The sequence below is a fragment of the Paraburkholderia nodosa DSM 21604 genome (assembly GCF_000519185.1).
Lineage (GTDB): Bacteria > Pseudomonadota > Gammaproteobacteria > Burkholderiales > Burkholderiaceae > Paraburkholderia > Paraburkholderia nodosa.
In genome coordinates this window covers 1-20,740 of the sequence record NZ_JAFA01000039.1, presented here as the reverse complement: position 1 = coordinate 20,740, position 20,740 = coordinate 1, and the positions used below count along the sequence as shown (strand labels likewise).

At 65.7% G+C, this 20,740-nt stretch carries 16 protein-coding genes; 10 read left to right on the top strand and 6 right to left on the bottom strand.

Translation table 11 applies throughout. The annotated features are described in order from the left end of the window. Positions 1–83: 83 nt before the first annotated feature. The 3 genes from A3CW_RS0135935 to A3CW_RS0135925 all read right to left on the bottom strand — a co-directional run bounded on the left by A3CW_RS0135935 (position 84) and on the right by A3CW_RS0135925 (position 3,001). On the bottom strand, positions 84–1,061 hold the full coding sequence (locus A3CW_RS0135935; protein WP_028207854.1) for a sugar kinase: 978 nt from the start codon (positions 1,059–1,061) through the stop codon (positions 84–86). Positions 1,062–1,125: 64 nt separating this feature from the next. Continuing rightward, the gene (locus A3CW_RS0135930; protein WP_028207853.1) at positions 1,126–1,923 is read right to left on the bottom strand and encodes a TIM barrel protein; all 798 of its coding nucleotides are present in this window, start codon (positions 1,921–1,923) and stop codon (positions 1,126–1,128) included. Between the two features lie 157 nt (positions 1,924–2,080). After that, positions 2,081–3,001, bottom strand: coding sequence for a LysR family transcriptional regulator (locus A3CW_RS0135925; RefSeq protein ID WP_028207852.1), 921 nt, complete (start codon positions 2,999–3,001; stop codon positions 2,081–2,083). 145 nt (positions 3,002–3,146) lie between these two features. Here A3CW_RS0135925 and A3CW_RS0135920 point away from each other — a divergent pair, with 145 nt between their 5' ends. From A3CW_RS0135920 to A3CW_RS0135895, 6 genes are all read left to right on the top strand, one after another. Further along, entirely contained in the window at positions 3,147–4,220 is a 1,074-nt protein-coding gene (locus A3CW_RS0135920) for a YeiH family protein (protein WP_028207851.1), read from the top strand. 246 nt (positions 4,221–4,466) lie between these two features. After that, complete coding sequence (locus A3CW_RS0135915) at positions 4,467–5,201, top strand: glutathione S-transferase (RefSeq protein ID WP_028207850.1); 735 nt, start codon at positions 4,467–4,469, stop codon at positions 5,199–5,201. Between the two features lie 159 nt (positions 5,202–5,360). Next, positions 5,361–7,106: a ClcB-like voltage-gated chloride channel protein gene (locus tag A3CW_RS0135910; protein ID WP_028207849.1), complete on the top strand. Its 1,746-nt coding sequence runs from the start codon at positions 5,361–5,363 to the stop codon at positions 7,104–7,106. Between the two features lie 150 nt (positions 7,107–7,256). Beyond that, positions 7,257–8,615, top strand: coding sequence for a C45 family autoproteolytic acyltransferase/hydolase (locus A3CW_RS0135905; protein ID WP_028207848.1), 1,359 nt, complete (start codon positions 7,257–7,259; stop codon positions 8,613–8,615). Between the two features lie 96 nt (positions 8,616–8,711). Then, positions 8,712–9,134: a hypothetical protein gene (locus A3CW_RS54475; RefSeq protein WP_322787978.1), complete on the top strand. Its 423-nt coding sequence runs from the start codon at positions 8,712–8,714 to the stop codon at positions 9,132–9,134. Positions 9,135–9,378: 244 nt separating this feature from the next. Next, positions 9,379–9,609: a DUF2795 domain-containing protein gene (locus A3CW_RS0135895; protein WP_028207846.1), complete on the top strand. Its 231-nt coding sequence runs from the start codon at positions 9,379–9,381 to the stop codon at positions 9,607–9,609. Positions 9,610–9,643: 34 nt separating this feature from the next. Here the strand turns inward: A3CW_RS0135895 and A3CW_RS0135890 are convergent, their stop codons facing one another. Continuing rightward, the gene (locus A3CW_RS0135890) at positions 9,644–10,261 is read right to left on the bottom strand and encodes a TetR/AcrR family transcriptional regulator (protein WP_028207845.1); all 618 of its coding nucleotides are present in this window, start codon (positions 10,259–10,261) and stop codon (positions 9,644–9,646) included. A gap of 253 nt (positions 10,262–10,514) precedes the next feature. Between A3CW_RS0135890 and A3CW_RS0135885 the strand changes: the two genes are divergently transcribed. The 4 genes from A3CW_RS0135885 to A3CW_RS0135870 all read left to right on the top strand — a co-directional run bounded on the left by A3CW_RS0135885 (position 10,515) and on the right by A3CW_RS0135870 (position 17,124). Next, positions 10,515–11,651, top strand: coding sequence for an efflux RND transporter periplasmic adaptor subunit (locus A3CW_RS0135885; protein ID WP_028207844.1), 1,137 nt, complete (start codon positions 10,515–10,517; stop codon positions 11,649–11,651). Next, a complete protein-coding gene (locus A3CW_RS0135880) occupies positions 11,648–14,833 on the top strand; it encodes an efflux RND transporter permease subunit (protein WP_281175163.1) in 3,186 nt (1,061 codons plus the stop codon). Before A3CW_RS0135885 ends, A3CW_RS0135880 begins: the two co-directional genes overlap by 4 nt. Then, complete coding sequence (locus tag A3CW_RS48695; protein WP_407669800.1) at positions 14,830–16,419, top strand: efflux transporter outer membrane subunit; 1,590 nt, start codon at positions 14,830–14,832, stop codon at positions 16,417–16,419. Before A3CW_RS0135880 ends, A3CW_RS48695 begins: the two co-directional genes overlap by 4 nt. A gap of 84 nt (positions 16,420–16,503) precedes the next feature. Next, positions 16,504–17,124, top strand: coding sequence for a 2-hydroxychromene-2-carboxylate isomerase (locus tag A3CW_RS0135870; RefSeq protein ID WP_028207842.1), 621 nt, complete (start codon positions 16,504–16,506; stop codon positions 17,122–17,124). 621 nt (positions 17,125–17,745) lie between these two features. Here A3CW_RS0135870 and A3CW_RS48690 read toward each other — a convergent pair. Continuing rightward, positions 17,746–19,089, bottom strand: coding sequence for a hypothetical protein (locus tag A3CW_RS48690; RefSeq protein WP_154678137.1), 1,344 nt, complete (start codon positions 19,087–19,089; stop codon positions 17,746–17,748). A 79-nt stretch (positions 19,090–19,168) separates the two neighbouring features. Continuing rightward, positions 19,169–20,740 (bottom strand): DUF2345 domain-containing protein (locus A3CW_RS48685; protein ID WP_154678136.1); only part of this gene is annotated, 1,572 nt, incomplete at its 5' end.

The window sequence follows — 20,740 nt, the reverse complement described above, 5'->3', positions numbered from 1 at the left end:
AATGGGGCTCGGTACCTGACAGTGCCGCCCTCTGGTCTCATGTCACTTGGCGCGCCGCCCTTGGCGTGGCGCCCCTTGTTCCGTTATGCGGCTGTCGCGGCGGCCTGCGTTTGCGCGCCTTCGAGCGCATCGAGCTGCGCGCGCGTCGGCAAACCTTCCGAGTCGCCGATCACCTGGACGGCCAGCGCGCCGATGCGGTTGCCGCGAGCGACGGCCGCAGCAAGCGGGCGTCCTTCGAGCAGCGCGCTCACCACGCCCACGGCGAAGCCATCGCCGGCGCCCACGGTATCGACCACGCGCTCCACGCGCTGCGCTGCGACGCGGCCCTGCTCGCCTTCGGCCGTGGCGTAGTACGCGCCCTCCGCGCCGAGCTTCACGATCACGCCGCGCGCGCCGCGCGCAAGATAGAACTGCGCGATGGCTTGCGGGTCGTCCGAGCCCGTCAGCACGCGGCCTTCGCCGACGCCGGGCAGCACCCAGTCGGCGAAGCTCGCGAGTTCGTTGAGCGTGCCGATCATTTCGGCTTGCGAGCCCCAGAGCGTCGGGCGCAGATTCGGGTCGAACGAGATCGTGCGGCCCGCCGCGCGCATCTCGTGCGCAAGCTTGAACGCCAGTTCGCGCGAAGAGGAAGAGATCGCGGGCGCCACGCCGCTCAGGTGCAGATGGCGCGCCCCGAGCACATAGTCGGCCTGATAGTCGCAAGCCGAGAGCTTGCTCGCCGCCGAGCCGCGGCGGAAATATTCGACAGCGGGATCGCTGCCGTCGTCGTTCTTCGACTTGAGCTGGAAGCCGGTCGGAAAGCGCGTGTCGGTGCTCACGCAGCGCGCGTCGATGCCTTCGTGCGCGAGCACGTCGCGCACGAACTGGCCGAACGAATCGGCACCCACGCGGCTCATCCAGCCCACCTTGAAATCGAGGCGCGCGAGGCCGGTCGCGACATTGAGCTCCGCACCCGCCGCGCGTTTCGTGAAATGCGCGACCTGGGCAAGCGACCCCGGCTCCGTGGCGACGAACATCGCCATTGCTTCGCCGTAGGTGATGACATCGAGTGCTTCGGTCATGAGATGCGTTCCTGATGAATCGGATGGGTAGTCTGGGGCTCGGCTTCGAGGCTTCACGCGAAGCTCAAGCGGCGGCGAGCCACTCGACGTAATGTGCGGCGTCGTCGTCCACGCGCGCCGGATCGAACGGAAACTCGATGCCGCGCGGCACGTGTGTCGGCAGCAGCGCGAGTGCGGCGCGGCACAGCGTGTCGTCGTCGCCCGGCGCGGCGGCGAAACGGCGCGCGCCCTCGCCCACCACGGCCTTGCAATGGATGTATTCGACGTACGGCGCGAGCGCGGCGGCGGCGAGCAGCGGCGGCTCGCCCGGCCATTGCCAGTTGCCGATGTCGAATGTCATGCCGATCACGCCCGGCGCACCGCCATCGCGCAGCGCGTTGAAGAGGCCGATGAACTGGTCGAGCTTGCCGCCCTGCTCGAGCTGGCCGTTCTCGACGACGACGCGCGGACCGTTGCCCGCTGCAACGGCGTCGCCCGTGCGCGCACCCAGTGCTTCGAGCAGGCTCGCGAGCCGCGCCGCGCTGGCGTCGCCTGCGAAACCGCCCAGTTGCAGCTTCACGAAACGCGCACCGAGTGCCCGTCCCGCGGCGACCGCGGCGCCAAGTGCCGCCTCGTCGAGCGCGCCATCCTCGCCATACAGGGCGTCCGGGGTGGACCAGACGCGCCACAAACCCTCGTCCGCAAGCACCGTTCCGAGCGCGCGCAGCGCTTCGGGCTGCGCGTCGGCGTCGTGCATCAGCTCGCGCCGCACCTCGAACGCCTGCGCGCCCGCGCGCCGTGCCGGCCGGCTCCATGCCGCGTGACCGTCACGCCTGATTGCCTGCGCGCCGAACGCGCTTGCCACGATTGCTACTTCCGCCATTGCCGTCTTCCTGTTGCCTGCCGCCGCGCACTTTGCTCTTCTTGGAACCGGTTCCAAATCCAGCCCGAAAAAAAGCGCCTGCGCGCCGGTTGATTAGGGCGGATAGTGCGCGCTAGCCGCTCGGGCCGCCATTGTGGATTGCCCTGGGTCTGGTGGATCAGGCGCCCGGAACATCGGCGAGACACAGTTCCAGGAAGCGCTGCGCGACGCGCGAAGCCGCGCCCGCGTGCGGCACCAGGATCGAGAAACGACGCGCGAGCGGTTCCGGGCCAAGGCGGATCTGCCGCAAGGCGCCGTTCTCGTGACGCATCGACATGGCCGAAACGAAACCGATGCCCATGCCCGCCCGCACCGCCTCCTTCACGCCCTCCACGCCTGCGATCTCCAGCGCCACGCGCATGGGCACGCCCGCGCGCGCAAACGCGCGCTCAACCACCTGGCGCACGCCCGAGCCATCCTCGCGCAGGACCAGCGGCCACTGCGCGAGCGCTTCCACCGTAATGGCCGGCATCGCTGCGGCCGCCTCCCCTTGCGCGTCGAGCTGCGACGCCAGTGCGTGAGAGCGCGGCACGATCGCGACGATTTCGTCCTCGTGCCAGGGATGCACGGCGGTATCCGGCGGCAACTGCTCGCCCACCGGCCCCTCGATCAGCGCGATATCGACCGCGCCGAGCATGCCCGCGACGTCCGTCGTATTTCCGCTCGACGTTTCGAGCTTGACCTGCGGATAGCAGCCGTGGAATTGCGCCACCAGATACGGCAGCCGGTAGCTCGCGGGCGTGGTGGTCGCGCCGATGCGCAGCGTGCCGCGCTCGAGGCCGCGCAAGGCGTCGCGGTAGGCGAGCGCGTCGCGCCAGGTGTCGCGCAGGCGCGCCGCGTAGCCCGCGAGCTGCTCGCCCGTGGGCGTGAGGCGCACCCCCCGGCCGTCGCGCTGATACAGCGGCTCGCCGATCTCCTCCTGCAGCAGCCGCAACTGGCCCGAGACGGCCGGTTGCGACAAATGCAATGCCAGTGCAGCTCGACTGATATTGAGATGCTCGGCGACTGCAGCGAAAGTTATCAGTTGTTCCGGGGTCATCGTGGAAAACCATCGTGTTGTCCTATATATTACTTCACAAATCACGATTTTTCATATCGATATATCTAAATTAGGATTAGGCCATTCGATAGCGACCTGTTCGCTACCCCATTTTTCGACCGGCTCGCCCGGTAGAGAGGCCGTCATGTCTACACCCAGTCTTGCCCGCTCGTTGCCGTCCACCCGCGGGCAGCTCAACGGCGTACTGTTCGTCGCGCTCTTTGCGGCCGCCGTCACCAGCGTCGCTTCGCTGCCCGCCATCGCCGGGCTCGGCATGAGCCCGCTGATCGTCGGCATCGTCGCGGGCGCGATCTATGGCAATGCGCTGCGCGACGGCATGCCCGAAAGCTGGGCCGCCGGCGTGAACTTCTCCGCGCGCAAGCTGCTGCGCATCGCCGTGGCGTTCTTCGGGTTGCGCGTGAGCCTCCAGGAAATCGCCCAGGTCGGCGTGCCGGGGCTCGTCGAATCGGTCGTGATCGTCGTGAGCACGCTCGTGATCGGCACCTGGGTCGGCATGAAGCTCCTCAAGCTCGACCGCGACACCGCCATTCTCACGGCGGCCGGCAGCGCGATCTGCGGCGCAGCGGCCGTGCTCGCCTTCGAATCCACGCTGCAATCGAAGCCGCACAAGAGCGCCATGGCCGTCGGCAGCGTGGTGCTGTTCGGCACGCTTTCGATGTTCCTCTACCCGGTGCTGTTCCGCGCAGGCTGGCTGCACCTCGATACGCTGGGCGCCGGGCTCTTCTTCGGCGGCACGATTCACGAGGTCGCGCAGGTGGTGGGCGCGGCGAGCAATGTGAGCCCCGAGGCCACGCACATCGCCACCATCGTCAAGATGACGCGCGTCATGCTGCTCGTGCCGGTGCTGCTCGTGCTCGGCGTGTGGCTCAACGGCGCGGCGCGCAGCAAGGCAACGGCCGACGGCCACGCCAGCCACGGCGGCGCGCGCAAGCTCGCGGTGCCCTGGTTCGCGCTCGGCTTCCTCGCGCTCGTGATCGTGAATTCGCTCCACGTGCTGCCCGAAACAGCCACCCACGCGGTCAACACGCTCGACACCTTCGCGCTCACCATGGCGATGACGGCGCTCGGCATCGAGACGCGCGTCTCGCAAATCCGCCAGGCCGGTCCGCGCGCGCTGACCGCCGGTTTCATCATCTACCTCTGGCTGGTCGGCGGCGGTCTCGCGATCACCTGGGGCGTGCAGCGCCTGTTCGGATGACCCGGCGCCCGAGGGCCGCACGCCCCGACCCGATCCCCTGTGCGCCGGCGCTCCCGGCCACCGGCCCCGCCTGCGGCGGGGCTTTTTGCGTTTCTGCGCGCGGCGCCCTTGCGCCATCTCGCGCACACACGCCACGCGCGTACCAGGCGCGACCGTTGCGAGCGATACTGTGCGTTGCTGCCCGTTGCGTGGGCAGCGGCCGCACAGGCCGTGGCGAGCACGGCCATGAACGCAAGGGGACGACCGATGGCATACGAGCTCTATTACTGGGACGGTCTGCAGGGCCGGGGCGAATTCGTGCGGCTCGCGCTGGAGGAGGCGCAGGCGCCCTACGTGGACGTGGCGCGCGGCGAGAAGAAGGACGGCTTCGGCATCGGCGCGATGATGGGCGAACTGGAGAGCGACGAGCCGTATCCGCCCTACGCCCCGCCCTTTCTCAAGGACGGCGACCTGATCGTGCCGCAAACCGCCAATATCCTTTTCTATCTCGGCCCGAAGCTCAGGCTCGCGCCGCGCGACGAGGGCTTGCGCATCGTCGCGAACGGCCTGCAGCTGACGATCGCGGACCTCGTGACCGAGGCGCACGACACGCATCATCCGATCGCAAGCGGCCTCTATTACGAGGACCAGAAAGACGCAGCCAAGGCGCGCTCGGCGGATTTCATCGCGCATCGCATTCCGAAATTCATGAGTTATTTCGAGCGCGTGCTCGCGCAGAATCCGGACGGACCGCGCCACATGGTGGGCAACGCGCTCAGCTATGTCGATCTGTCGATGTTTCAGATCGTCGAGGGCCTGCACTATGCGTTTCCAAAGGCGACGAAGCATTTTGCGGATCACTATCCGCATGTCGTCGCGCTGCGCGACGCCGTGGCGAAACGCCCGAATATCGCCGCCTACCTCGACTCGGAGCGGCGGCTGCCGTTCAACGAAACGGGCATCTTCCGGCACTACCCCGAACTCGACCGGGCCGTGCGCTGAATGCGCGCGGGCCGTGGAAGGCGTCCGCCGCCGCCCGGTTTCACGCACGCGGCGCGCAGTTGCCGCGCAGTTGCCGCACTGCACCCGTTATGCTTGCCGCCGCACGTCGCGCTCCGCGCACGCGCGGCTTTCTTTCACCCGTAACCTGACCCGCCCGCCGTGCTGTCATTCCTGCTGAAACTGCGCACCCGCGCCCGCGAGCTCTTTCGCCTGTCCGACGCCCACACGATGCTGATCTGGTCGGTCATCGTCGGCGTGGCGGGCGCGTTTGCGACCGTGCTCTTTCGCGAGGGCATCGCCCATGTGCAAATGCTCTTCACAGGCAGCGAAGGCAGCCTCGTCGAGATGGCGCGCCATCTGCCGTGGCACCGGCGCATCTGGATGCCGGCCGCGGGCGGCTTCATCGCGGGATGCCTGCTGCTGCTCGCGCGGCGCAAGGCGCCCAGTAATAGCGGCAAGGCGATGCATGCCGACTACATCGAGGCGGTGGCGATCGGCGACGGCGTCATGCCGGTGGGCACGAGCATCTGGCGCAGCCTCTCGTCGCTCTTCACGATCGCGAGCGGCGGCTCGATCGGCCGCGAAGGCCCGATGGTGCAGCTCGCCGCCCTCGCCGCCTCGCTGATCGGCCGCTGGGTCCACTTCGATCCGCCGCGGCTGCGCCTGCTCGTCGCGTGCGGCGCGGCGGCCGGTATCACCTCGGCGTACAACGCGCCCATCGCCGGCGCCTTCTTCGTGACCGAAATCGTGCTCGGCTCCATCGTGATGGAAAGCTTCGGGCCGATCGTTGTTTCCTCGGTGGTCGCCAATATCACCATGCGCGAGTTCGCGGGCTACAAGCCGCCGTATGAGATGCCTGTGTTCCCGCCCGTGACGGGTGTCGAGGTGCTGCTCTTTGTGGCGCTCGGCCTCCTGTGCGGTGTGCTCGCGCCGCAGTTCCTCATGATGATGGCCACCGCGAAAAAGGGCTTTGGCCGCATCAATGCGCCGCTGCCCGTGCGGCTCGCGCTCGGCGGCCTCGTGGTCGGCATCCTTTCCGTGTGGACGCCCGAGGTGTGGGGCAACGGCTATAGCGTCGTGAACTCCATCCTCCATTCGCCGTGGACCTGGACCGCGCTTGCCACGGTGCTCGTCTTCAAGCTCATCGCGACGGCCGCGACGGTCGGCTCGGGCGCCGTGGGCGGCGTGTTCACGCCGACGCTCTTCATGGGCGCCGTGCTCGGCTGCCTGTTCGGCCAGGGCATGCACGCGCTCTGGCCCGACGGCACCTCCGCTTCGTACGCCTACGCGATCGTGGGCATGGGCGCGTTTCTCGCGGGCGCGACCCAGGCCCCGCTGATGGCGATCCTGATGATCTTCGAGATGACGCTGAGCTACCAGGTGGTGCTGCCGCTCATGCTCTCGTGCGTGGTTGCGTATTTCGTCGCGCGTGCGATTGGCAAGGCGTCGATGTACGAAATCACACTGCATCGCAACCGCGAGGAGGCCGAGCGCATGCGCCTGCGCATGACGCAGATGCGCGAGCTGGTGCGCCCCGCGCAGACTGTCGTACTGGAGAGCGCCACGGTGCAGGAGATGACGCGCGTGTTCCTCGAATATCCGGTCAAGTATCTCTACGTGACCGACGAGACGGGGCGCTTTCTCGGCGCGGTCGCGCTGGCCGACATCACCTCGGACCTGCTGCAAAAACGCGATACCTCGAACAGGCACGCCCGCGACTACCTGAAGCCGACCTTCGACGTGCTTACGCCCGACATGCCGCTCGCCGTCGGCCTGCAGCACTTCATGTCGTTCCAGGGCGAGCGCCTGCCGGTGGTCGAAAGCACGCGCGAGCCGACGCTCGCGGGCGTGGTGTACAAGACTTCGCTCCTCGACGCCTATCAGCGCATGAACGCGGAGCGGTAGGGCCCGGCCGGCGCGCGTGGCGCGTGGCAAAGCGCAGCGGATTTTCTAGAATCTAGAGTGAAACGCGCTACGCGGCCCGCGCGGTGCGCCTGCGTACGGACGCGCGCGCAGGAGGCAGCGAGAATCGACGCGGGGATGACCGGAGCGAAGATGAGCGAACCCTCACTCGAAGCCGTACGCCGCGACCACGCGGGCTGGATATTCGTGCACCTGCAGGGCGAACCCTACGACCGGGGCGAGCAGCACGGCAAGTTGCTCGCCACCGAAATACGCAACGCGATTCGCACCGCGCGCTACCTCGCGAAATGGGACACGGGCGAAGACTTCGACACCTTCATCAACGCGGCGATCGTGCAGTTCGCGCCGCGCCTCGACACCGAATTCGCCGACGAGATCCAGGGCATCGCCGACGGCGCCGGCCTCAAGTTCGCCGAAGTCCTCGCCTGGAACGGCTACATGGACCTGCTGCAAAGCTGGTGGCCGGTTCATGTCGCAGCGCAGCAGGCGTCCCAGGGGCAAGGCGCGGTGCGCCCATGGCGCGGGCGGCGCGGCCACCACTGCAGCGCCTTCATCGCCACGGGCAGCGCGACGCGCGACGGCCGCATCGTCATGGCGCACAACTCGTGGGACCGCTACGCGGCCGGCGACGCCTTCAACGTCGTGTTCGATATCGTGCCCGACTCGGGGCACCGCATCCTCATGCAGGGCCTGCCCGGCTGCATTTCGAGCCTCACCGACTTCTGGATCAACGGCGCGGGCCTGATGGTGACGGAGACGACCATCTCGAACTTCATCGGCTACCGCGCGAACGGCGCCCCCGAGTTCTATCGCTCGCGCCGGGCGACGCAGTATGCGTCGAGCATTGCGCAATGGTGCGAGATGTTCGCGCAGGCGAACAACGCAGGCTATGTGAACAGCTGGCTTCTCGGCGACACCAAAACGGGCGAGATCGCGCGCTATGAACTGGGCCTGCAGCACGCGGGCTTCGAGAGCACGAAAGACGGCTTCTACAGCGGTTTCAACACGGCCACGGACCTCAAGATCCGCAACCAGGAATGCACCGGCGAAGCCGACGACTACACCGACGTGCGCCGCAACGGCGCGCGCCGCCTGCGCTTCATGCAGCTCGCGCAGGAGCACCGCGGCGCGATCGACGCCGAACTCGCCAAGGCGATGATCGCGGACCATCACGACGTCTATCTCGAACGCAGCGACAACCCGTGCTCGCGCACGATCTGCGGCCATCTCGAACTCGACGACGCGCGCTTCGGCGGCGCGGACCACGGGCCGTTCAACCCATGGGGCGCGAACGACGGCAAGGTGGTCGACAGCGAAATGGCGCGCGATCTGTCGTTCTGGGCGCGCTGGGGCCATCCTTGCGGCCGCCCGTTCGACGCCCAGGCGTTCATGCAGCGCCACCCGCAATGGAACTGGCTCAACGGCTATATGCGCGACCGCCCGTCGTGGCCCTGGACGCGTTTCGAGGCGCTGCGCAGGCCCTCGCCTTAATCCCGCGTAACGGCGGCGCCGGAAAAAAGCACGCGCGTTCGAGACGCGTCGGCGCATTTCCTGCCATTATGGTATTTCCGTATGCGCCTCGCGCACATGAGCCGTCCAGACGGCTCGTGGCGCCGTCGCGTAGCGGCGCGCCGGGCCGCCCCGGCTGGCGCGGCTGCCTGCGCCGCCACCCAGGTTGGCGGACGCGGTACGGCGCTTGCTGCGGCCTGTGGGCCGCATGAGAAAGGAGGTCGAGCGATGAAAACCTCGACACTGATGACCACCGTGCTGTTGTCGGCGTCTTGCTTCGCCGCTCCGGTACGCACCGCGCAGGACTCACCGGTCGTCCAGGCCAGCGCGCACATCCCGCTCGCAAGTGGACAGTCCCACGCCTACGACGCCCCCGTGGCGCCCCCCGCCCCCAACGTGCCCGTGACCGCGAACGGTCCGCAACACTGGGAGTACCTTACGCTGCCCAGGTCGCATCGGCTGGACAAGACGCTAAGCCCGGACCTGCACGAGCAGACCTGAGCCTGACCGGTACTCCCGTTTGCGAACAAGCGGCAAAGAAAAGTGGCGCATGGGCGGCAAATGAGCAGCGCGTGCGCACGCCGCGAGGGCGTGCGAGGCGGATTGTGTATGCTTGAGGCGCGGCGCTAGCGCTGCGCGCCACAATGCAAGCCAGGCGCGAACACAATCTGAACAAAAACCGCACAACAAACGAGACGACGACGCGGACCGCCAACGCCGGCCGCCCGCGCAAAGGACGCCACGCATGTCAGCCTCTCGCATTCCCGACGAACCCATCGACCTGCAATTCGCCGACGTGCTGCGCGAAGTGCGCTGGCCCGCCAACAAGGACGAACTGGTGGACGCCGCGCGCGAGGCCGGCGCCAGCAACGAGGTGCTGGCGATCCTCGACGGCATGCCCGAGCAGGATTATCACGACGTCGCGTCCGTTACGCGGCTGATCGGCAGCAACTACGGCCCTGGCCTCGGCGCCTGAAGCGCGCGCGTCGCCGGCGGCGTGCTTCCTGGGCTCACGCGTCGCGGCCGAACACGACTCGCGCGAAGAACGTCCCCAGCACGGTTTCAACGACCGGCGGCGTGACATGCTGCGGATCGGCCGTGGCGAGAAACTGCACCCCGTCGCACAGCCCCATCAGCCCGAGCGCGAGCAATTCGGGATCGAGCGGCACCGGCATGCCCACGCGCGCCGCAAATTCCTCGATGTACACGGCGAGACTCTCGCGCTTTTCCTTCATGAATGCGTTGTAGCGCGTGCGAAAGCGCGCGTCGCGCGCAGCCAGCAGTCTGGCTTCCACCCACAGCAGGAAAACCTTGTTGTCCTGCGGCATGCGGCTGTAATAGGCGAGCACGCGCGCCTCCATCTGCTCGCGCGAGACCTCGGTTTCGAAGATCGCGCGCAGGTCGGTCTGCATGGCTTCGTGATCGCGCCGCAGCAATTCCACGAGCAGGTCCGACTTGCCCGAAAAGTTCGAGTAGAACGCGCCGCGCGTGTACCCCGCCGCATGCGCGATGTCCTCGACGCTCGCGCCCACGAACCCTTTTTTCATGAACATGGCCTGCGCAGCGTCGAGCAGACGCTCGCGCGTCTGGTCGCGGCTTTGTTCGCGGGTGAGTCGAATGCGCTTCATGGCGTGGGGCGTCGTTATGTGTCACGGATTGACGCGAGTCTAGCACTGAAACATTCCTCGGATTCAGTTTCGCACTCAGATACAAGGTTGTATTAGAATCCGGTTCATCATCCCAAGTCCGGGTCGGTGCGCGAGCCGCGCCGCGCCCGCGACTCAACGGTGGCGCAACCGGCGCGGCGGTATTGCGGTCTGCGTGCGCACCCAGCCTATCGAGGTCCAGGTGAATCGTTGCGGTCGTGGCGCATCGAGCAGGATGCGCAGTGGTACCGGTAAGTTCAGTGCGCCGTGGCGGCATGCCGCGAAGGTGCTTCTCGTGCTCGGCGTTGCCGCGCTGGCTGCCTGCGGCAAGCAAAAGGAAGCGCCGCCGCAGCCGCGCCCGGTCGTCTCGATGACCGTGCACCCGGACGGCGGCGGCGTGAGCCCCGTCTATCCCGGCGATATCGAGGCGCGCAACGCCACGCCGCTTTCGTTTCGCGTGAACGGCAAGATCATCGAGCGCAGCGTGCGCCTCGGCGACAGCGTCAAGCCCGGCCAGACGCTCGCCCGGCTCGATCCGGCGGACTTCGAAAAGAACGCAGCCAGCGCGCAGGCCCAATTCGACGCCGCGCAGCATCGCCTCGTCTTCGCGAAGCAGCAGCTCGATCGCGACACGGCCCAGTCGGCGGCCAATCTCATCGCCCGCGCGCAACTCGAACAGACGCAGGATGCGTACGCCTCGGCCGCGGCCCAGCGCGATCAGGCCCAGCAGCAGCTCGCACTGGCAAAGAACCAGTTGCGCTACACGCAGATCGTCGCCGACCACGCGGGCGTCATCACCGCCGAAAACGCCGATACCGGCCAGAACGTGCAGGCCGGCCAGGCTGTCTACCAGCTCGCGTGGAGCGGCGACGTCGACGTCGTATGCGACCTGCCCGAGCGCGCCGTGGCCGCGCTGCACACCGGCGACACCGCGCAGGTCACGCTCGGCGCCCTGCCCGGCCGACACTACACGGCGCGCCTGCGCGAACTCGCCGCCGCGGCGGACCCGCAAAGCCGCACGTGGCGCGCGAGGCTCACGCTCGAACATCCCGATGCCGACCTGCGTCTCGGCATGACTGCCAACGTGGCGTTCGCGGCCCCTGGCGAGGCCAATGCGCCGGCCGCGTTTACCGTGCCCGCTACCGCGCTCTTCCACGACGGTGAAGCGGCCGCCATCTGGGTCATACACGCGCCCGACAACGTGCTGCAGCTGCGGCGCATAAGCATTGCGCGCTACGACGCGCGCACGATCACCGTGGCGAGCGGCTTGCAGGACGGCGAACGCATCGTGCTGCAAGGCGTCCACACGGTCCACGCGGGCGAGCAGGTGCGTCCGGTGGCGCCGCTGCATCCCGAGGACTTTGCGTCATGAGCCAGATGACGGGCTCGGGTCCCGGCTCCGATCACGAAGAGGGCCGCTTCAACCTGTCGGCATGGGCGCTTCGGCATCGGGCGCTCGTCACCTTTCTCGTTGCGCTGGCAACGATATTCGGCGCGCTCGCCTATACGCGTCTTGCGCAATCGGAAGACCCGCCCTTCACGTTCCGCGTGATGGTCATCCAGACCTTCTGGCCCGGCGCGAGCGCGCGCCAGGTCGAGGACCAGGTGACGACCCGCATCGGCCGCAAGCTTCAGGAAACGCCTTATATCGACTTTCTGCGCAGCTATTCGCGGCCCGGCGAATCGCTCGTGTTCTTCACGATGAAGGACTCCGCGCCCGTGAGCGAAGTGCGCGAGACCTGGTACCAGGTGCGCAAGAAGGTCGGCGACATTGCGTACACGCTGCCCCAGGGCGTGCAAGGGCCGTTCTTCAACGACGAATTCGGCGACGTCTACACCAACATCTACGCGCTGGAGGGCGACGGCTTTTCGCCCGCGCAACTGCACGACTACGCGGACAAGCTGCGCGAGCAGCTGCTGCGCGTGCCCGACGTCGGCAAGGTCGATTATTTCGGCGATCCGCAGCAGCGCATCTACATCGAGATTCCGAACACGCAGCTCACACGCCTCGGCATCTCGCCCACGCAGCTCGGCCAGGTGATCGGCGCGCAGAACAGCGTCTCCGCCGCGGGTACGCTCACGACCGCCGACGACCGCGTGTTCGTGCGCCCGAGCGGTCAGTACGAGGACCTCAAGGCGATCGCCGATACGCTGATCCGCGTGAACGACCGCACGTTTCGTCTGGGCGACATCGCCACGATCCGGCGCGGCTACGACGAGCCGCTCGCCACGCAAATGCGCTTCCAGAACCAGGCCGTGCTCGGCATCGGCCTCACGATGCAGCCGGGCGGCGACGTGATCCGCCTCGGCAAGGCGCTCGATGCTCGTGTCGAGCAGTTGCGCGCGCAACTTCCCGCGGGCCTGAAGCTCGTGGAGGTGTCGAGCATGCCCGATGCGGTCTCGCGCTCGGTGGACGACTTCGTCGAAGCCGTGGCCGAGGCCGTGGGCATCGTGCTGCTCGTGAGCCTCGTTTCGCTGGGCGTGCGCACGGGCATGGTGGTCGTCATCACCATTCCGATCGTGCTCGCCGTCACTTCGCTCGCGATGTACCTCTTCGGCATCGGTCTGCACAAGGTTTCGCTCGGCACCCTCGTGCTCGCGCTCGGCCTGCTCGTGGACGACGCCATCATTTCCGTCGAGATGATGGCGGTGAAGCTCGCGCAGGGCTGGAACCGCACGCGCGCCGCCGCATTCGCCTACACCAGCACCGCGTTCCCGATGCTCACCGGCACGCTCGTCACCGTTGCGGGCTTCTTGCCCATCGTGCTCGCGAGGTCGAGCACCGGCGAGTACACGCGCTCGATCTTCCAGGTGTCCGCCATCGCGCTGATCGCCTCGTGGTTCGCGGCTGTGGTGCTGATCCCGCTGCTGGGCTACCGGCTGTTGCCGGAGCGCAAGCCCGATCCGGATGCGGCGCACGCCGCGCACGGCGAGGATCAGGAGCACGAGATCTACGACACGCGGTTCTACCGGCGCCTGCGCGGCTGGATCGGCTGGTGCATCGAGCGCCATGCCATCGTGCTCGTGCTGACCATCGCGCTTTTCGTGGCCGCGCTCGCGTGCTTCAAGCTCGTGCCGCAGCAGTTCTTCCCGAGTTCCGATCGGCCCGAACTGCTCGTGGACGTGCGCCTGCCCGAAAGCGCCTCGATCGAGGCGACGCTGCGCCAGACGAAGCGACTCGAAGCGGCGCTCAAGGGCCGCCCCGAGATCGACCATTTCATCGATTTCGTCGGCACCGGCGCGCCGCGTTTCTATCTGCCGCTCGATCAGCAGTTGCAGCAGCCCAATTTTGCGCAGTTCGTGATCACGACGAAGTCGGTCGAAGACCGCGAGAAGCTCGCAAGCTGGCTCGAACCGATGCTGCGCGACAAGTTCCCGGCCATCCGCACGCGCCTCTCGCGGCTCGAGAACGGGCCGCCGGTCGGCTACCCCGTGCAGTTCCGCGTGAGCGGCGACGACGTCCCGACCGTGCGCGACATCGCGAACAAGGTGGCGGCGACGATGCGTGCCGATCCGCGCACCGACAACGTCAGTTTCGACTGGGACGAACCGGCGGGACGCTCGCTGCACTTCCAGATCGACCAGCAAAAGGCGCGCGCGCTCAATGTCTCGTCGCAGGACATCGCCAACTTCCTGCAGATGACGTACTCGGGCTATACCGTCACGCAGTTTCGCGAGCGCGACAAGCTCATCAGCGTCGATCTGCGCTCGCCCGCGGCCGAGCGCGTCGATCTGCGCTCGCCCGCGGCCGAGCGCGTCGATCCCGCGCGTCTGCTCACGCTCGCCATGCCTACGCCCAACGGACCGGTGCCGCTCGGTGCGCTCGGGCATCTCGCCAACGATCTGGAGTACGGCGTGATCTGGTCGCGCGACCGGCAGCCCACGATCACCGTGCAGTCCGACGTGCGAGCGGGCGCACAAGGCATCGACGTCACGCATGCGCTCGACGGCAAACTGGACTCGATCAAGCGCGCGCTGCCGCCCGGCTACCACATCGAGGTGGGCGGCTCCGTGGAGGAAAGCGCGAAGGGCCAGGCGTCGATCTTCGCGCAGTTGCCGGTGCTCGCCATTGCCGTGCTCACGCTGCTCATGATCCAGCTGCAAAGCCTCACGCGCGTGCTGATGGTCGTGTTGACCGCGCCCCTCGGTCTGATCGGCGTGGTGATCGCCCTGCTCGTGTTCCGGCAGCCGTTCGGCTTCGTGGCCATGCTCGGCGTGATCGCCATGTTCGGGATCATCATGCGCAACTCTGTGATTCTCGTGGACCAGATCGAAACGGACATCCGCGCCGGCCACAAGCGCTTCGACGCCGTAGTGGGCGCAACGGTACGTCGCTTCCGGCCGATCATGCTGACGGCCGCGGCCGCCGTGCTCGCGCTTATTCCGCTCTTGCGCTCGAACTTCTTCGGACCGATGGCTACGGCGCTGATGGGCGGCATCACGATTGCGACCGTGCTCACGCTGTTCTTCCTGCCCGCGGCTTACGCGGCCGCGTTCCGCGTGCGCAGCAGCGAGACTGACGAGACCGGCAAGACGCCGGAACAGGCATCATGACGATGGATTCTTCGACATTGGCGTCGGGCGCGCGCGAAACGACGCGCTTGCACGCAACCCGTTTTGCGTTCGCGCCGGGCTTGCTCGCCGCATGCGTCGCGCTTGCGCTGGCCGGCTGCGCGCTGGGCCCGACCGGTGAGCCGCCCGCCATGCCGCAGCCCGAGCACTACGGTGCGCAGGCGCAACCGGCACAGACGGTCGCCGCCCAGGGCGTCGCGCAGCAGTTCGTGACGGGCGCGGAACCGGTGCCGCAATGGTGGACGCTCTACGGCTCCGACGCGCTCGATGCGCTCGTAAGCGAGGGCCTCGCCAACAGCCCGAACCTCGCCGCCGCCGACCACAACCTGCAAGCCGCGCGCGAGCAGTTGCGCGGCCAGATCGGCAGCTCGCTGCTGCCGACCGTCGACGCCATCGGCATCGCGCAACGCCAGCAGCAACCCGCGATCCCGCAGTTCGGCATCGACCAGCTGCAATACGGGATTTTTGCGGGCTTGATCGACGTTCGCTACACCTTCGACGTGTTCGGCGCAACCCGCCTGAACAACGCGGCGCTCGCCTCGCGCGTGAACGTGCAGGCGTTCCAGTTCGAGGCCGCACAGCGCGCGCTCGCGGCGAACATCGTGGCGAGCGCGCTCGGCGCGGCGACGCTGCATGCGCAGATCGACACGACCGGGCAGTTGATCGCACTCGCCAATGCGCAGGCCGACGACGTGCAAAAGCGCTACGCGCTCGGCTCGGCCTCGCGCACCGATCTGCTCAGTGCGCAGCAGAGCGCGGCGTCGCTCGCGGCGAGTCTGCCGGGGCTACGCCAGGAATGGGTCGCGCAGCGCCATGCGCTCGCCGTGCTGATCGGCCGCACACCCGACCAGGCGCCGCCCGACCTCGATCTCGCCAGCGTGACGTTGCCGGCGCAGGTGCCCGTGGTCATCCCCTCAGAACTCCTGAGAACCCGTCCCGACATCGAAGCCGCCGAAGCCACGCTCAAGGCGGCCGCAGCCGGCGTCGGTGCCGCGACCGCGCAGATGTACCCGAGCATCACGCTTTCGGCGGCGCTCGGTCAGGGCGGCTTCAGCTGGCCGGTCGTGACTTCCGGCGCGGGCGCGCTGTGGGCGATCGGCGCTTCGCTTTCGCAGCCGATCTTCCACGGCGGCGCACTCGTCGCGCAGCGGCGCGCGGCGTTGCAGTCCTACGAGGCGGCCAACGACACCTATAAGCAAACGGTGCTCACGGCGTTCCAGGATGTCGCCGACCGTCTCGCCGCGCTCGATCACGACGCCCAGGCTCTCGACGCGGCCAGTACCTCGGCGCGCACTGCCCAGGGCGTCTACGAGGACACCAACGCGCGCTACAAGCTCGGCGCGGTGCCGTGGTACGCGGTGCGCCAAAGCGAGCAGCAATGGCGCAACGCGCGGCTCGATGAAATCCGCTATCGCGGCACGCGGCTTTCCGATACGGCCGCGCTCTTCCAGGCGATGGGCAATCCGCCGGTCAATCCGGCGACGCTCGGCAGCGGGCGCGGGGCGGACACGGCCGCTGCCGCCGCCGCGCCCGCATCGGACGCTGGAGCCGCCGCGCAAGGCAAGTAACACACGCGGTTTTCCGGGCGCCTCGGCGTACCATGATCGCAAGCGCCGCTCACGCCGGCGCAACCGCTTCACGGAGACGACACCATGCCCCGCCCATCGCTCGACTTCTGGTTCGACCTCGCCAGCAACTACAGCTATCTAAGCGTGATGCGCATCGCCGCGCTCGCGGCGCGAGATGGCGTGGAGGTTCACTGGCGGCCCTTCCTTCTCGGCCCCATTCTCGACGCACTCGGCTGGGAAGGTCCGCCCTTCGTCGTGCAGAAGGAAAAAGGCGCCTATGTGTGGCAGGACATGCGGCGGCAGTGCCGCAAATACGCGCTGCCGTGGCAACAGCCCACCGAGTTTCCGCGCCGCACCGTGCTCGCGACGCGCATCGCCGTGCTCGCCGCCGACGATCCGTGGCTGCCCGACTGGTGCCGCGCCGTCATGACGCGCAACTATGGCGACGACCGTGAAGTCGATTCGCCCGAAGCAGTCACCCACATGCTCGCCGCGCTGGGCTTGCCGGCGCAGCGGCTCATCGAGGAAGCCGGCAGCGAGGCGAACCGGCTGCGCCTGCGCGAGCGGACCCAGGCGGCTCGCGATCTCGGTATCTTCGGCGCACCGACGTTTTTCGTCGGCGCGGAAATGTTCTGGGGCAACGACCGGCTGGAAGACGCCATCGAAGCGGCGCTCTGCGCGCCGCAGAACCGGGACACTGCGTAGTCCTGTTCTCCGCGCTTCACTACCGTCGAGCCATTCGTATTCCTGCCTATTCAGGCGTCACGTATTCGCGCGGTTCGCACAGCCAAACCTTCGGACTGCGTTCCGACGATGTGTTTTGAGGCGCGATGCCTCATACCGCTTGCCTGTGAACAAAGCCTTTGGCGTCAGCCAGTTAGCTTCGATATCCCAGGGTTATGAACAGGGGCTTCAACAAAAACTGTGGAAAAGTCGGCGCGAGAGTTACCCACAGATTTTGTTGGCAAGGCTGGGGACAACTCCCGCCCAACCGCACCAACTCCCTGTCGCACAAGGGTTTTCTGACGACGCGTCGGGGAATGGCGTCTTTCCCCACGTGCCTGCAAACATCGTTCCCCCACGTTTGCCCATGCGTTGCGCTGCCGGGGAATCATTGCCACCCCAGAGGGAGACTGTCCTGCATATCAGGCATGTATCGAGCAAGAGATGCGAGCAAGCGGCACGGTGCAAGCTGACTCTTCAGGTCACTTGTCGCGCCAACTCGCAAACAGCTACGCTGGCGATGCGCCGGCGCACGTCACGCGGGACGCGCGAAATGCGTTCCTCACAAACCGCTTCTGGAGGTCGCGCAAGCGCCCGTGACTGTCAGACCCCCAGCCATTCCCATGTTGTCCCCTCATCACCCGGCATGCGCTCTCCCCGGCTGCGGGTCACAATGCGCGCGAGGTCATAGCTGTACTGCCAGTCCCGCGTCGCCGTACGCGCAAGCCATCGGCCGCTGCGTGGGCAGGCAGCGCCGGGGTCACACGTGTGCTCGGTGCCTTCGACGAGGTCGGGCGACCATGGCTTGACGGGTGTCGGCGCGGTCGCCTCCCACACCCACTGCACCGGCCCGTCGATGTTGACATCGGGCAGTTCCTGCATCGGCATCGTCACGCGCCCGGTGGTCGCCACCTCCCCGGCCTTGAACGGCTTGAGCAACAGACCGCGATGGCCGTTGTCAGTACGCACGGCGCGGTACAGGCCGTCTTCGGAGAAGGTCTGCCCTGGCTTGACCGGTCGCCAGGACAGATCCTTGCGGTGCTTGGCTTCCCACTGTTCGCGCTCCTGGTGGGTGGAGGGGTAGTCGCGGTCGAAGCTAATACGGGTTTTGATGGGACAGAAATCGACGTGTGTTGACAGCCCCCAACCATAGCCCTCATATTGAATATTCAAATAAGCCACACCCGAAAGATCGTACCCACCTTTCTGGATTTTATTGTCCGGAATAGACTCAATTTTTAAAGTTCTACTGTCGCCTGGATTAAGCAATATCTCTCCATCTGGAAATTCATTTTTGTTGAGTATTTTTTTACTCGCCAGATTAAATCCCCAATCATCGCGAGGTTGCATTTTCCCAAGCTCGCTAAACGGAGCAACAGCAAGTCCGCCATTCCGACTGTCGCCGGGCCAATGATCCGGTGTCTTGAACCTTATCCAGCGATTTCCAGAATTAATGAACCGGACAGAAACAATATAGCTCCCGTTTTTATACTCGATGCTCTCCGTTGTGAAGTCTAACTTGATAAGCTTCGCGCCATGCTTCCACGCTTCCTCTGACAGCCTGAACGGCCCATCGAAAATTTCCCTGTTGAATTTCTCAGGAATCTTTCGTATCGATCCACGCCGGTTCACAACCCTCCCATCTTCGAGACAGGCAACCCGGAACGTAGCTGGTGGGTCGTAAGTTTCAGGGCCACCCCTCTGAATATCCGTTTCACACAGGGTCTTGGCAACAGTTGTCAACTCCTGCAAATCCGCGTTTTGAACGGTGAGAACAAACACTCCGATACCCGTCTGGGAATCCTCGTTAATCGTGTCTCCCTTTGCAAAATAAAACTTACTTTCGCCGTCAAAAGTCATCTGCCTTGACCCATACTCCAGACCACCCGACCACGAAAGAGAAAACGCGCCCGGTCGTAGTACACCATTATTCGAATCACTCGCCATCGCGCACCTGCCTCCTATCCATAGCACTATCAGAGACAAAAAAGCCATCCACCATATTTTTTGTAATTTCGGATCACCGTTATTTTTTGGCATCGACCGCCCCCGTCTTTGCCGCAGACTTTCCAGTGCCGATTTCAGTTTTCTTGCCTGCTGCAGCGGGAGCGTTGTAGCCCACCCGCCACAGTTTGTTGGTGTGCGCCGAGAACCATCGGCGTATATATTCAAGGTAATAAGGTGAAGTAGTAGCGATAGGCTTACTGCAGCCGTTCCCCATAAGATTATTTTCAGTTTCAATCACCCAAACGTTGTTCGCCGTCTTGTTGGCGTCTACCAGGGCAAAGTCTATATCCATTCCATCCTTGATATACATGGAATGTACGAATCCACCTTGAATCCAATACTCGTCAGGGAAATTGAACAGATGCCCAGTTTCATGCGCTTTCGTTTGTGTAATTTTTTCGGCATATCGCCCCGTTCTTGCGTCTTTCTCGTATTCCGTTTCCGGCCAATTTCTTGCGTCCGCTCGTGCGGTCGTAGGAAAGAGATTAATAACGATATTCGGATTAAGAGCCGGTGCGTCAGCCTCTCTAACCACATGGATATCTGCACAGAATTTCACCGCAATCCGGCAACCACACGCGCCACCCTTCTGGCATCCATCGAGAATCAGCTTGTAGTTCCCCTGATTCAGCGTTTTCTCGATCATGTTTTTGTACGTCGAAGCATCAACTTCTGCCGGATCACGCTCCACCAGCATTAGTCCCTGCGCAGCTAAAGTCTTGCGAGAGTTCGCTCCGTTTTTAAAAGTCTCATACTGCACGACCGCGTAGTTGTTCTTCTCATCGCGCAGCGGCTCACCGGTTGATGGATTCATTCTGACCAGCAGTTTTGGCACCAATACGGTAACGACTTTTGCGGTCAACGTCTTACTGCCGGAGTCATAACTGAACTGGCACGTCGTGGTATCCGTCCCAGAGCACATTACTGGATCATCGCCATCCTTAATACGCTCGGTTCTGGTCCAACCGTATTTCTGGTAGGCCGGTGTCTCCCGTTCCATGCGGGCGAACTCCGCGAAATCCGGCAGCCTCCAGTCACATGGCGCTGGACTCTGTAACTGGATCGGATCGGGAGCGACACAATACGGGTTGGCGTTTTCAGGGTCGTTGATAATCAATCCGCCGTTACCTGCCGGACCACCTGCGGAACCCGTCGAACCGGGAAGCTGCTGCCTCTGTGGCAACGGTTGCGCGCCCTGCCCTCCGCCACCCGCAGACGCCATAGACCCCGCATCCTGCGACGGCGCAGGCGCCACCGCTCCCGTATTCACCAGTCCCTCCCACTGCGCCGGGAGTGGCGCAGATGCGGGCGGTGGCACAACAAACTTCGGATTGGTCCGCCATACCTCGCAGTCGGTCGTGTACGGCACGAACTTCGGCGCGAACGCTGTGCCGCCCAGGTCCATCTGCGCGGGACCGGTGCCCTTCACGCTGGCCGTCCGGTACAGCACACCGCCACGCGAGCCGATCTCGACGCCTTCCCCGCTGAGCTTCACGTAGGTGCCGCTCACGTTCAGGATGATTTCCTTCGCCGCCTTCACGTGAACCACGTCGCTGACCGATTCAATCGTCAAGCCGTTCTGCGCCGCGAG